Origin of the sequence: Pyrococcus yayanosii CH1, from assembly GCF_000215995.1 — an archaeon.
In the GTDB taxonomy this organism is placed as follows: domain Archaea; phylum Methanobacteriota_B; class Thermococci; order Thermococcales; family Thermococcaceae; genus Pyrococcus; species Pyrococcus yayanosii.
Map to the genome: position 1 here is coordinate 1644256 of NC_015680.1, position 12459 is coordinate 1656714.

Below are 12459 nucleotides of genomic sequence, written 5' to 3' on the forward strand. Positions count from 1 at the left end.
CCACACACCAAATAACGGCCCGTGCGGTGGTAGTCTAGCCTGGTCTAGGACGCCACCCTGCCAAGGTGGAGACCCGGGTTCAAATCCCGGCCACCGCACCACAATTTTTCTTCCCAACCTTCATCCCAAGAAAAAGCTTTTAAGGGCACCAATCGAGGGAGGGATGGGTGCCCCGGTGGCCTAGTCTGGATAGGGCGCGAGGCTGCGGACCTCGAGGTCCGGGGTTCAAATCCCCGCCGGGGCGCCAACAACGGCAACCGCCCTCACGGGGCTTCCCGAGCCCTTCTCTATCCTAAGCGGAAGGCCTATGAAGGTGAACTCCTTCCCCAAGAGAAGTTCCAAATTTATGAGGTTTTCAAACACCGGAATTCCCGCCCCCAGAAGGATTCTATGGACATCCTCGTCCCCGATGCTAATCCCGTCCGTTCCAACGGCCTTGACGCCAAGGGCAACGAGCTTCTCGGCCGCCTCGGGAGATAACTCCCTTCCCCCCGTCAGGAGGAGAACTATCACACCCTCCAGCCCTGCACTCGGAAGCTCCCCTGGCTCCACCCTCCCCTTACCCATCCTAACGTCTATCACGATCCCCTTCCCGATGAACCTCTCGAGAGGTATCTCCTCTATCGTCGGCCCTCTAGGGACGAAGTGGACAGGTGCATCCACGTGAGTCCCACTGTGCTCCCCGAGCCTGAGGGCGTTCATGTAGTAGCCGTTCCGCTCGATGGAGGCCCAAGCCATTACTTCAACGGGAGGATCGCCAGGATAGACAGGAGTGTTCTTTCCAAGCGGCATCGAGAGATCGATTATCATGGGTTCACCAACTACTTGCAAGGTTTTATGGATAAAATTCTTGCCCTCATCAATGCCTTTTTATTCCCTCTACCAAATACCTTCTGGTGATGCTCGTGGTAGACTGCACCAAGGACTACTGCGTCAAGGACATATCGCTGGCTCCGGAGGGCTGGAAGAAGATAGACTGGGTCTCCCGCTTCATGCCCGTCCTGAGGGCGATAAGGGAGGACTTCGAGAGGAGGAAACCCTTCAAGGGCGTGAAGATAGCGGCGACGCTCCATCTCGAGATGAAGACGGCCTTTCTCCTGTTGACCCTTAAGGCGGCTGGAGCTGAGGTTTCGGCCGCGGCAAGCAACCCCCTGTCAACACAGGACGACGTTGTGGCGGCCTTGGCAGAGGCAGGCATCAAGGTCTACGCCATAAGGGGCGAAACCAGGGAGGAGTACTACGAGAACATGCACAGGGCACTCGACATCGGCCCAAACATAATCATCGACGACGGTGCCGACATGGTAAGCGTGGTTCATAGGGAGAGGCAGGAGCTCATTGACGAAATCTGGGGCGCCAGCGAGGAAACTACGACGGGCGTCATAAGGCTCCGCGCCATGGAGAGGGACGGTGTTCTGAGGTTCCCAGTCATAGCCGTGAACGACGCCTACACCAAGTACCTCTTCGATAACCGCTATGGAACCGGTCAGTCAACTTGGGATGGAATAATAAGAACCACCAACCTGCTCATTGCCGGCAAGAACGTTGTCGTCGTAGGTTACGGCTGGTGCGGTAGGGGAATTGCCATGCGCGCCAGAGGTCTCGGGGCGACGGTGATAGTCGTTGAGGTTGATCCGATTAGAGCGTTAGAGGCAAGGATGGACGGCTTCCTTGTGATGCCCATGCGCGAGGCGGCAAAGATTGGAGACATATTCATCACGGCCACCGGAAATATAAACTGCATTAGGAGGGAACACTTCGAGGTCATGAAGGATGGGGTCATCCTCGCCAACGCCGGCCACTTCGACGTCGAGATAAGCAAGCCCGACCTTGAGGCCCTGGCGGTCGAGATAAGCCAACCGAGGCCGAACATAACTGAATACAGGCTGGCGGATGGTAGAAGGCTCTACCTCCTAGCGGAGGGCAGGTTAGTTAATCTCGCCGCTGCAGACGGCCATCCAGCGGAGATAATGGACATGAGCTTCGCCCTTCAGGCGAAGGCCGCCGAGTACATAAAGGAGAACCACGAGCGGCTCGAGCCGAAGGTCTACACTCTGCCGAGGGAGATAGACGAGATGGTGGCCCGCATTAAGCTCAGGGCAATGGGCATAGAAATTGAAGAGCTCACGGAGGAGCAGAAGAGGTATTTGGAGAGCTGGGAGCACGGCACCTGACTTTCCATTTTTTGGTGATTTCAATGGATTTCGAGCCCTTCAAGCTCGTCCCCATAGGAGTTGTGAGGAAGGGGAACAGAACGTGGCTTGAGATAAGGCCCGAGTTCGCGGAGGGCCTCAACAGCCTGCGCGAGGGCGACTGGATAAAGCTCATCCTCTGGTTCCACAAGAGTGACACGCCTGAGAAGAGAAGAACGCTGAAGGTCCATCCGCGCGGGGATCCGAGCAACCCGCTCAGAGGAGTTTTCGCGACACGCTCACCAGTTAGGCCAAATCCGCTCGCCCTTTACACCGTCAGGATACGACGTATTGAAGGAACAAGGATTTTTGTAGAGGACATAGATGCCTACGATGGGACGCCGATAGTGGACATCAAGATATTCGTGCCCCACCTAGACTGCCCAGAAGACCCAGAAGGATAAGGGGAGGAAACATGAGAGTGCTCCTGGTGGGCCATTATCCCCCCCACAGGGGTGGCGTCGCCAAGCATGTGAAGGCTCTCGCTGAACATTTGAGGGAAAGGCACGAGGTTCACGTCCTTACCTACGGACCCGTGAAGACGTTGGAGCCCTTTGTCCATCAAGTCAGAGTGCCGGGAACCTTCGGCCTCAGAGGAACCTCTTTCGCCCTCTTGGCATCAAGGAAGATAGTTAGACTGCACGAGAGATTTAATTTCGACGTTGTTCACGCCCACTACGTCGGGACGACGAGCTTTGCCGGTGTGTTGGCCAAGGAGAGAACGGGCCTTCCTCTCGTTGTCACGGCGCATGGTAGTGACCTTGACCACATGTCCGAGCTTCCCCTCGGCAATTATTTCGTCAGAAGGAGCCTCTTGGAGGCGGATGCCGTCATAGCGGTCAGCCATTACCTTGCCAAAAGGGCGATCTCGCTGGGGGCCAAGGGCATAAGGGTAATACCCAACGGCGTTGACACGAAGGGAAACCGGGAAAGGGGAGAAGCCGTGATATTCATCGGTAGACTGGCCAAGTACAAGGGTGTGAAAGACTTCATAGAGCTCGCGAGGCGCTTTCCTGAGGAGGAGTTCTGGGTCGTTGGACATGGACCTCTAATGGGAAAGCTCAAGGAATTGGCCCCCATAAATGTCAGGTTCCTCGGCTACATGGATAACGTCGCGACAATACTCGAAAGGGCAAAAGCCCTCGTGCTACCCTCCCAGAGGGAAGGATTCGGTCTCGTGATACTTGAGGCAAACTCCTTCAATGTTCCAGTTCTCGGCAGGGAGGTGGGAGGAATAAAGGAGCTCATAAGGGAAGGAAAGAACGGGCTAACATTCAAGGACGTTGATGAGGCCACCGAGGCCCTCAGGAAACTCCTCGAACCGAAGGATAACAAAAAGATGGGCGTTACTGGACAAAGAATTGCCAGAAAATACTCGTGGGAGGCAATTTGCAGGAAGGTGGAGAAAGTCTATGAGGAAGTCGCCGGACGAGGATAATTTTATACCCGGTCCACATTGATGGCAAGGGGTGAGAAAATGACCATAGTCATCAACATGAGGCGTGGTTTGGATAAGAGAAAGTTGATGGTTGCGGCGAGGCTAATAAGGGAGGGAAAGCTGGTAGCGTTCCCCACGGAGACCGTCTACGGCCTCGGTGCCGACGCCCTGAACGAAAGGGCCGTGAGGAGGATATTCGAGGCCAAGAATAGACCCGCGGATAATCCCCTCATAGTCCACATAGCTGACTTCGAGCAACTGAAGGAGCTCGCCCAGGAGATACCGAAGGAGGCCAAGCTGCTGGCCGAAAGGTTCTGGCCCGGTCCTCTCACCCTCGTCCTACTAAAGGCCGAAAACGTCCCGAGGGTTACGACGGGTGGCCTTGACGCAGTTGCCGTGAGAATGCCAGCCCACGAGATAGCCCTTGCCCTTATAAGGCTCAGCGGAAAGCCGATAGCCGCCCCCTCAGCAAACATAAGCGGCCGTCCAAGTCCCACGACGGCGGAGCATGTGGCGGAGGACTTATATGGCAAGATAGAGTGCATCGTTGATGGTGGAGAGACAAGGATAGGAGTAGAATCCACGGTCATAGACCTGACGGAGCGGCCGCCAGTGCTCCTCAGGCCCGGCGGCCTGCCCCTTGAGGATATCGAGGCCGTTATAGGAAAAGTCAGGATTCATCCGGCCGTATTTGGAAAGAAAACTGACGTTGCAAAGGCTCCCGGTATGAAGTATAGGCACTATGCACCGAGGGCGGAAGTGATAGTTGTAGAGGGTTCCAGGGAGAGAGTCGAGGCAAAAATTGCTGAGGTCGTCGAGGAACTTAAGAGAAAGGGTCTTAGGGTGGGAGTTATTGGAAGGGAGAGCTACGGTGCGGACGAGTTCTACCACCTAGGAGAAACCGTCGAGGAGGTTGCGAGGAACTTGTTCAGGGCGTTAAGGGAGATGGACAAGAGGGGGGTTGACGTGATAGTTGCCGAAGGCGTCGAAGAGAAGGGACTTGGGTTGGCCGTCATGAACAGACTCAGGAAGGCGGCGGGTTACAAGATAATTAGGGTGTGAACATGAAAATGTAAAGCCGCAACCGTTTTAAAGGGGGAACTGACTCAGCTATGGGTAAGGACCATGCCAAGCGTTATAGTCGTTGGAGGACAGTGGGGGGACGAGGGTAAGGGCTCGATAATCGCTTACCTTGCCCTGAAAGATAAGCCTGAGATAATAGCCAGAGGCGGTGTCGGAACGAACGCCGGACACAGCGTTTTTATAAACGGCAAGAAGTACGCCGTAAGACAGCTCCCAACTGGCTTCATGCAGAGAGATGCAAGGCTTCTGGTCGGCGCTGGCGTCCTCGTAGACCCCGAAGTCTTCTTCTACGAGCTCGAGCACCTAAAGGACTTCAACGTCGCCGAGAGAGTTGGGATAGATTATCGCTGCACCATAATAGAACCAAGGCACAAGGAGCTCGATAGAACTAATGGCCATCTGCACGGGAAGATAGGGACTACCGGTTCAGGCTGCGGTCCGGCCAATGCTGACAGGGTTATGAGAAGGGCAAAGCAGGCGAAGGAAGTGAAGGAGCTGGCTCCCTATTTAACTGACGTTGCCGCCGAGGTCAACGATGCCCTTGACGAAGGAGCCCTGGTTCTCGTTGAAGGAACGCAGGGCTTTGGACTGAGCCTCTACTACGGCACATACCCATACGTTACCTCGAAGGACACCACCGCTTCAGCCATAGCGAGCGATGTCGGGATAGGCCCTACGAGGGTCGATGAGGTTATAGTCGTTTTCAAGAGCTTCCCGACGAGGGTTGGTGCTGGTCCATTTCCCACTGAGATGCCGCCCGAGGAAGCCGAGAGGATGGGTCTCATCGAGTATGGAACCGTTACCGGCAGAAGGAGGAGGGTAGGTTGGTTCGACTTTGAAATGGCACGCTACTCCGCAAGGATTAACGGCGCCACGATGCTCGCCGTGACGATGCTAGATAAGTACGATAAAGAAGCCTTCGGCGTCACAGACTACGATAAGCTCCCGAGGAGGGCGAAGGAGTTCATCGAGGAGATTGAGGAGCGCGTCGGTGTTCCCGTTGGATTCATCAAGACGGGTCCCGAGCTTGAGCACATAATAGACCTGAGAGAGAACATTTAGGCTCTCCACTATAAACTTTCCTTTTTAGATGCTTCAGCTTCGAACGATCCTCGCTTCCACTAATCGAAGTCCCAAATGGTCCTTCCCTTGTAGAACAACATCACGTAGCCGCAGTTTTCGCAAATCACTATCTTCACCTTGTGGGCAGTGAACCCCCATTTGCTGTCTAGCTTTCCCTCCTCCACCCTGAAGCTTGTTCCGCCGCACAGGGGACACTTGAGGTGTCTTCTCTCCACGATGACCACCGGTTCAATTTGACTAAATTATGTATAAAGGTTTTGTGTGAATCTCTCCGTTCAGCTTCGCGATATCCTCCAGCGAGAATTTTTCCCGTTCTCCGCAATCTGCTCGTCCGTCACTTAGTATGGTAAGCCCTCCAAGGGAAGGTTATCCACTACGAGTAGCACGGAAGTTTCACCCCTGCCAAAAGTAGCGAATAACCGGAGCAGGGGATCAATCGCTTCCAAAGAGTGCTTTCAACCCGCGTGTCTCTTTATCCACTCGATGATGACCTTGTGGACCTCCTCCCCCCACTCTGGATCCTCAAATATCTCGTGATAGGCTCCTTCAAACTCTTTCAGCGTCTTGTCTTTAACCTTAAGCTCCTCAAAGAGTCTCCTCGCACCCTCAGGAGGGGTTATGACGTCATTCGTGCCCACGAGGAGCAGAATTGGAACCTTTATCCTCTCAGCCTCAATGTGGGCCAGCTCCATATTCTCGAATATGCTCTTTCCTAGCTTGGCCGAAATTTTGTCATGCACAAGAGGGTCCTTCACGTATCTCTCGACGGCCTCAGGGTTCCTCGATAACAGCTTTGGATCTATGCCGTTGGAGAGGGTTATCTTAGGCGATATCCTACCCAAAATCTTCGCGAGAATCACGAAAAAGGAGGGCGTCTTCGGGCTCTTAGCTAGGGCGGGCGATGAAGCGATCACACCCTGTATGTTGTCTGGTCTCGTCTCGGCGTACCTTATCACAGTCAGTCCACCGAGGCTGTGACCAAAGAGAAACGGCTTTTCTCTAATCTCGTCTATAATGCCGTCTATTATCTCCATAGCCTCCTCGACACTTGTATGTCCCCTCTTCCCGGAACTCCGGCCGTGGCCAGGCCAGTCAAAGGTGTAAACGGCGAAGCCTGCCTCGATGAGCATCCTGATAAGCTTCCCGTACCTGCCGCTGTGCTCCCCGAGGCCGTGGACAAGAATCACCCATCCCCTCTCAGGGGTTCCAAATTTTACCCTGTATATCATCCACATTACACCTGTGAAAGTCTGAACAAAACGGGATAAAACGTTGTCGGAGGGGAGAACATTTATAGGAGCCAAACCTATCACCACCGGTGATACCATGAGGATCGCTGTGGTCCTTATCCTAATGCTTATCCTCCCCCCGGTCGGGGCCTATAACGTCCCCGAGAGGGGCGTCATATATCAGATAATGGTCGACCGCTTCTACGACGGAAACGAGAGCAACAATGGGCCCTTCTACGATCCGACGCACACCAACTACCGGCTCTATTGGGGCGGTGATTTAGAGGGCATAATTGAGAAGCTCGAGTACATCGAGAGCCTGGGCGTCTCAATGATATGGCTTTCTCCGGTGAACGATAACATAAACAGGATGGCCAGCGGTAGCGCTCCCTACCACGGCTACTGGCCCCGAGATTTCAAGAGCATCGAGGAGCACTTTGGAACCTGGGAAACCTTCAGGCAGCTCGTCGAGGAAGCGAAAAAGCGTGGCATCTGTATAATCGTCGACTACGTCCCTAACCACTCCAACCCGGCGACGGAAGGTGAGTTCGGCTCCCTCTACGACAACGGAACTCTGATTACAACCTACTACTACGACGCCAAAAATGCGACGGTGAACCCTTACACAGGCAGCAGGGAGCTGATATACCACCATAACGGGAACATATACGACTGGTTCGGCTTTCAGCTCAAGTACGCCAACCTCTTTGGTCTGGCCGACTTCAACCAGCTCAACCCTTGGGTAGACTCCTACCTGAAGGAGGGGGCAGAACTATTTATAAAGGCTGGCGTCTGCGGCTTTAGAATCGACGCCATCAGGCACATGGAGCTGGGCTGGCTCGAGAGCTTCTACCTGTATCTCTACGGCCGTGCTGAGGAGCCGCTCTTCATATATGGCGAATACTATCTGCCTAACCCTGAAAAGACGGACGACCTCTACGAATTCTACCGCTACTCAAACGTCTCATCGCTGCTGAGCATTCCGATAAGAAACGATATTGTGAGAGTCTTCGCCTACGGTGGGAGTCTGAAAAATCTCGCGGCTGAGCTGGAGGAATACTACTTCCGCTTTGTCCACCCCGACAAGCAGGTCAACTTCCTCAACAGCCACGACATGGTCCGCTTCCTCAACGAAAGTAAAAACAAAGAACGCTACCACATGGCACTAGCCCTAATTATGACCCTTCCGGGGATTCCTGTAATCTACTATGGCGATGAGAGCTATCTGGTGAGCAGGGACGGAAAGGGGGACCCGTACAACAGACCTATGATGGTCTTCGACAATACCACCGAGGCGGCACGGATAATTAGAACCCTCGCCGCGCTCAGAAAGATTAATGACGCTTTAGCTTTCGGTGACTTCAGGACGCTCTATGCCGACTACAACGTCTGGGCCTTTGAGAGAACCTTTGGTGCTCATAGGATCCTTGTTGTCATGAATAAAGGACAGGAGAAGAACCTGACGCTAACCCTAGACTGGGAGGACGGTTCTTACACTGACGTCCTCTACGGGGCCGTTATGGAGGTCAAGGACGGAAAGGCCATCTTGACCCTCCCCCGAAACAGCTTCTACGTTTTCCACGTAGAGGGCGAGCAGAAAGAACCATTGATAGGTTCGCTCACACCCTACGTCGCTCAACCGGGCCAGAAGGTTCTAATAGCTGGTGCTGGCTTTGGGAATGATGGCCACGTCTATATCGGCGGCAAGAGGGCAAAGGTTCTCTCCTGGAGCAACGACAAGATACTCGTAGAAGTTCCCGAGCTGGAGACCTCCGAAACCTGGGTTCCGGTCTACGTCGAGGCGAACGGGAAGAGAAGCAACACAATGAAGCTGCGCTATTACTCAGGGAATGATATTCCAGCTCTACTCGTGGTCAACGGAAGTAACTTAACTGGCTTCCTCTGGATAAAGGGCAATATTCCTGAGCTAGCCGAACCGAGACCACTCATAAAATCGAGCACGGGCTATTACTTCACGGTGGCGCCACTTCCCAACGGCACTATATTCTCGGTTCAGCTCTATCGCGGCCTGCCCTGGGACGAGCTTGAGGCCCTCAACATCACCCTCTATGGTAGGGCAGGCTCAACCGTCATCTTAAGCTCCGAGCCACCTAGAGATGCATTAACTGGAGGTTTGAACCCCTTTACCTACGCTGGCCTTGCGGTGGTTGCTACCGCTCTTCTCCTCCTGCTCCTAAGAAGAGGCCACTCATGATTTCTTTTATTTCGGGTGCAAAAAGAAGAAAATTAAGAATCAGGAATCAACCAACCCCGCAGTAGCTCCATATTGAGTAGCCATAGTAGCCGTTGGCCGGATCGTAAGGTGGAGCCTCGAGGTAGACCCAGCCGCTGTAATCGACGTATTTGTCCACCCAGCCGCCTAAGTTACCCGTGTACTCATGGATGCATGCTCCGGCAAACTTTGGAACGTAAATCCACCTTCCAACCCAGCTATTCGACAGGTTTATGTAAGTTATGAGGCCCGGCTTGTCCCCATACCCGTTTCTGACGAAGATGAGCTCATCGCTGTCGTAGTATACAAAGGTCGTGCTCCCACCGGTGAGATGATCATGTATCCAGATGAGATTTATCAGCTTGTCTTTGTTAAGCCACTCCTCGAAGTCCCTGTAGAATATCACTGGCTGACCTTCATACGTCAAGATGAAGGCGTAAGCCGGGTACTTATTCCAGATTATGTCAGTGTCGTGGTTTGCCACGAAGGTCACGGCCTTGAATGGGTCACGCGAAACAACCGTTTGGCCGTTGAGTATAGCCTCCACGAGGGCCGGGATGTTATAGTTGTCAAAAGCCTCGTCCATCTTATAGTAGAGAGGGAAGTCGAAGACCTTGGCACCGCTAGCGTAGGCCCAATTGAGGAGAGCATCGACGTTGGTGTCCCAGTACTCACCGACCGCCCAGCCACCCCACGTGTCCAACCAATCCTTGACAACCCACGCCGGGTAGCCTTTAACGTAGTCAAAGCGCCAAGCATCGAATCCTACGCTCCTCAGGTAGGCGGCGTAGCTCTCGTTGCTCTTCCAGAGCCAGTATTGGTTCCACTCCTTGTCGTGGTCTATGTCCGGGAAGCCGCCGAAGGTTCCCTCGTCTGCATAGCTGACATCATTGGGGTGGAAGTCAAGGTAGCAGGCGGTGTATTTACCGGAGGCCACCTTGGAGAAATCGGTCCAAGTGTAGTCATTGACGAAGGGGTTCCACTCGAGATCCCCGCCAGCGCGGTGGTTTATGACGACGTCTGCTATGACCTTAATCCCATAGGCATGGGCCGTGTTTATGAGGGCTATGAGTTCACTCTTCGAGCCAAAGCGAGTCTCCACGGTCCCCTTCTGGTAGTATTCACCTAGGTCAAAGTAGTCGTACGGGTCGTAGCCCATCGAATATGCACCGCCCATACCCTTGCTGGGTGGCGGAAGCCAGATAGCGGCTATGCCTACCTCTGCCCATTCAGGTATCTTAGCCCTTATCGTGTCCCACCAGATTCCGCCCGTTGGAACGTCCCAGTAGAAGGCCTGAAGTATAACGCCGCCGTTTTCGAGGGTTTCTGCGCTCACTGGGACTGTCAGCAGGCTTAGAAAAACCAGGAGTATTGCGAAGGTTGCAATAGTTTTATTTCCTGGCATGGGGTCACCCCATGCGATGTTAACCATGATGTATCACCGTTGGTGAAGTATTTAAGTTTTTCCACTATTGGACACTAAAGAACGTGATTGTTCATCGACAAGGGAACCCCGACCAAAGCCGTTATTAAGCCACAAACAGGTAAAATTCGGGGGATGAATATCCATGTTCGCCGAGATACTAACAATTGGTGATGAGCTGCTGACGGGCAACACCGTGGACAGCAACTCCGCCTTCATAGCCAAAAAGCTCACGGAAAGAGGCTACTGGGTAAGGAGGATAACGACGGTCGGGGATGATGTAGAGGAAATAAAGACCGCCGTCAGGGAGGCTCTCGCGAGAAAGCCCGAGGTGCTAATAATTTCCGGCGGCCTGGGGCCGACGCATGACGATGTTACGATGCTGGCCGTTGCCGAAGCATTGAACAGAAAGCTCATCCTCTGTGAGCCCTGCCTTGAGAAGATTAAGGCCTTCTACGAGAAGCTTTACAGAGAAGGCCACATAGACGACCCTAACCTAAACGAAGGCAGGAGAAAGATGTCCTACCTTCCAGAAGGGGCCGAGCCTCTGGAGAACACGGAAGGAGCAGCTCTCGGAGCCTTCATTGAGCATGAGGGCGTTAAGATATTCGTCCTGCCAGGAATGCCCCGCGAGATGAAGGCGATGCTCGAAAGGGAAGTTCTTTCAAGGCTCGGGAAGAGGAAGTTCATTCAGAAGAAGTTCTTGGCGGAGATAACCGACGAAAGCAAGCTCGCCCCTATTTTGAAGGAGGCCCTCGAACGCTTCTCCGTAAGGATCCACTCCTCGCCCAAGGGCTTCGGGAAGTTCATCGGAATAATAATCTTTGCCGAGGACGAGGAGGAGATTGAACGGGCAAAGGCCTTCATGGAGGCCAAGGGTGTCCGCTTCGAGGAGCTATAGCGAAAGAGTGATAAAGGGGTGGAGGGAATTCTGTAGCATGCTTCCTCCCGAGGTTCGCTCTATAATCGAAGAGATGAGGGCCGAGCAGATAAGAGGCGCGAGCTACCTGGCAAAAAGGGGAGCCGAAGCCTACGTAAAGCTCGCTCAGTTGTTGAGCGGCGAGGAACTCAGGAAGGCCCTGAAGGAAATAAGGAGGGAGATAATAGGCGTAAACCCAACGATGGCGTCCCTGTACAATCTCGTCCGCTTCGTCCCGATAACTGGAGATGCTTCCCTTGTAAGGGCAAGGGCGGAGGAGTTCATAAGGCTCGCAGAGGAGGCTAAGAGGGAGATAGGGAACATAGGAAGCGAGTTGATAGACGATGGGGAAGTTATCATAACTCACTCCTTCTCCTCAACGGTCCTGGAGATATTTAAGGCCGCCAAGGGAAAGGGAAAACGCTTCAGGGTCATTCTTACGGAGAGCGCCCCCGACTACGAGGGTCTAGCCCTCGCCGAGGAACTTGAGTCTCTTGGGATCCCCTTCGAGATAATAACCGACGCCCAAATAGGTCTATTCGCGAGGAAGGCCACCCTGGCCATAGTAGGGGCTGACAACGTTACAAAAGACGCGGTCATCAACAAAGCAGGCACATACCTCCTAGCCCTGACTTGCCATGAGCAGGGAGTTCCCTTCTACGTCGCGGCCGAGACCTTTAAGCTGCACCCTGAGGCTAGGGCTGAGGAAGTTGAACTCCTAGAGAGGCCACTCGTGAGGGGTGGCCGACTCGTCAGGAATGTCCTCTTCGACGTTACGCCCTGGAAGTACATCCGGGGTATAGTTACCGAGCTCGGTATCCTCGTCCAACCGAAGGACGTTTAAAGCCTCCCGAACACC

The 12459-nt window shown here is 53.8% G+C and carries 12 protein-coding genes and 2 tRNA genes; 10 read left to right on the plus strand and 4 right to left on the minus strand.

The window, feature by feature from the left end; all coding sequences use genetic code 11:
- Positions 1-23 precede the first annotated feature (23 nt).
- Positions 24-101: transfer RNA gene (locus tag PYCH_RS09035), tRNA-Gly, on the plus strand.
- 68 nt (positions 102-169) lie between these two features.
- Positions 170-247 (plus strand) — tRNA-Arg (locus PYCH_RS09040).
- On the opposite strand, the gene PYCH_RS09695 is transcribed toward PYCH_RS09040, so the two are convergent.
- Positions 226-810, minus strand: coding sequence for a cyclase family protein (locus PYCH_RS09695; protein ID WP_013906557.1), 585 nt, complete (start codon positions 808-810; stop codon positions 226-228). The two genes, PYCH_RS09040 and PYCH_RS09695, sit on opposite strands and share 22 nt — an antisense overlap.
- Positions 811-899: 89 nt before the next feature.
- On the opposite strand from PYCH_RS09695, the gene PYCH_RS09055 reads away from it, so the two are divergent.
- From PYCH_RS09055 to PYCH_RS09075, 5 genes are all read left to right on the plus strand, one after another.
- Entirely contained in the window at positions 900-2174 is a 1275-nt protein-coding gene (locus tag PYCH_RS09055) for an adenosylhomocysteinase (protein WP_048058314.1), read from the plus strand.
- A gap of 23 nt (positions 2175-2197) precedes the next feature.
- Positions 2198-2596: a tRNA (N6-threonylcarbamoyladenosine(37)-N6)-methyltransferase TrmO gene (gene tsaA, locus PYCH_RS09060; protein WP_013906559.1), complete on the plus strand. Its 399-nt coding sequence runs from the start codon at positions 2198-2200 to the stop codon at positions 2594-2596.
- A gap of 11 nt (positions 2597-2607) precedes the next feature.
- Complete coding sequence (locus tag PYCH_RS09065) at positions 2608-3630, plus strand: glycosyltransferase family 4 protein (protein ID WP_013906560.1); 1023 nt, start codon at positions 2608-2610, stop codon at positions 3628-3630.
- Between the two features lie 39 nt (positions 3631-3669).
- The gene (locus tag PYCH_RS09070) at positions 3670-4692 is read left to right on the plus strand and encodes an L-threonylcarbamoyladenylate synthase (RefSeq protein ID WP_013906561.1); all 1023 of its coding nucleotides are present in this window, start codon (positions 3670-3672) and stop codon (positions 4690-4692) included.
- Positions 4693-4755: 63 nt separating this feature from the next.
- Positions 4756-5775, plus strand: a complete 1020-nt coding sequence (locus tag PYCH_RS09075) for an adenylosuccinate synthetase (RefSeq protein WP_013906562.1) — start codon at positions 4756-4758, stop codon at positions 5773-5775.
- 59 nt (positions 5776-5834) lie between these two features.
- Here PYCH_RS09075 and PYCH_RS09915 read toward each other — a convergent pair whose 3' ends face one another.
- Positions 5835-6020 carry a zinc ribbon domain-containing protein gene (locus PYCH_RS09915; RefSeq protein ID WP_148236238.1) on the minus strand — a complete coding sequence of 62 codons (186 nt, stop codon included), beginning with the start codon at positions 6018-6020 and terminating at the stop codon, positions 5835-5837.
- Positions 6021-6251: 231 nt separating this feature from the next.
- Positions 6252-7025 carry an alpha/beta hydrolase gene (locus tag PYCH_RS09080; protein ID WP_013906563.1) on the minus strand — a complete coding sequence of 258 codons (774 nt, stop codon included), beginning with the start codon at positions 7023-7025 and terminating at the stop codon, positions 6252-6254.
- A 97-nt stretch (positions 7026-7122) separates the two neighbouring features.
- Here PYCH_RS09080 and PYCH_RS09085 point away from each other — a divergent pair, with 97 nt between their 5' ends.
- Entirely contained in the window at positions 7123-9240 is a 2118-nt protein-coding gene (locus PYCH_RS09085; protein WP_013906564.1) for an alpha-amylase family glycosyl hydrolase, read from the plus strand.
- A gap of 46 nt (positions 9241-9286) precedes the next feature.
- On the opposite strand, the gene PYCH_RS09090 is transcribed toward PYCH_RS09085, so the two are convergent.
- Positions 9287-10663: an alpha-amylase gene (locus tag PYCH_RS09090; protein WP_013906565.1), complete on the minus strand. Its 1377-nt coding sequence runs from the start codon at positions 10661-10663 to the stop codon at positions 9287-9289.
- A gap of 163 nt (positions 10664-10826) precedes the next feature.
- On the opposite strand from PYCH_RS09090, the gene PYCH_RS09095 reads away from it, so the two are divergent.
- Together PYCH_RS09095 and PYCH_RS09100 are read left to right on the plus strand one after the other, a co-directional pair.
- On the plus strand, positions 10827-11582 hold the full coding sequence (locus PYCH_RS09095; RefSeq protein ID WP_013906566.1) for a molybdopterin-binding protein: 756 nt from the start codon (positions 10827-10829) through the stop codon (positions 11580-11582).
- A gap of 37 nt (positions 11583-11619) precedes the next feature.
- On the plus strand, positions 11620-12444 hold the full coding sequence (locus tag PYCH_RS09100) for a translation initiation factor eIF-2B alpha/beta/delta subunit family protein (protein ID WP_048058418.1): 825 nt from the start codon (positions 11620-11622) through the stop codon (positions 12442-12444).
- Positions 12445-12459 lie beyond the last annotated feature (15 nt).

Coding starts and splice junctions, on each gene's coding strand:
- PYCH_RS09695 (WP_013906557.1), bottom strand. CDS start 810: ATGATAATCGATCTCTCGATGCCGCTTGGAAAGAACACTCCTGTCTAT.
- PYCH_RS09055 (WP_048058314.1), top strand. CDS start 900: ATGCTCGTGGTAGACTGCACCAAGGACTACTGCGTCAAGGACATATCG.
- tsaA (WP_013906559.1), top strand. CDS start 2,198: ATGGATTTCGAGCCCTTCAAGCTCGTCCCCATAGGAGTTGTGAGGAAG.
- PYCH_RS09065 (WP_013906560.1), top strand. CDS start 2,608: ATGAGAGTGCTCCTGGTGGGCCATTATCCCCCCCACAGGGGTGGCGTC.
- PYCH_RS09070 (WP_013906561.1), top strand. CDS start 3,670: ATGACCATAGTCATCAACATGAGGCGTGGTTTGGATAAGAGAAAGTTG.
- PYCH_RS09075 (WP_013906562.1), top strand. CDS start 4,756: ATGCCAAGCGTTATAGTCGTTGGAGGACAGTGGGGGGACGAGGGTAAG.
- PYCH_RS09080 (WP_013906563.1), bottom strand. CDS start 7,025: ATGATATACAGGGTAAAATTTGGAACCCCTGAGAGGGGATGGGTGATT.
- PYCH_RS09085 (WP_013906564.1), top strand. CDS start 7,123: ATGAGGATCGCTGTGGTCCTTATCCTAATGCTTATCCTCCCCCCGGTC.
- PYCH_RS09090 (WP_013906565.1), bottom strand. CDS start 10,663: ATGCCAGGAAATAAAACTATTGCAACCTTCGCAATACTCCTGGTTTTT.
- PYCH_RS09095 (WP_013906566.1), top strand. CDS start 10,827: ATGTTCGCCGAGATACTAACAATTGGTGATGAGCTGCTGACGGGCAAC.
- PYCH_RS09100 (WP_048058418.1), top strand. CDS start 11,620: ATGCTTCCTCCCGAGGTTCGCTCTATAATCGAAGAGATGAGGGCCGAG.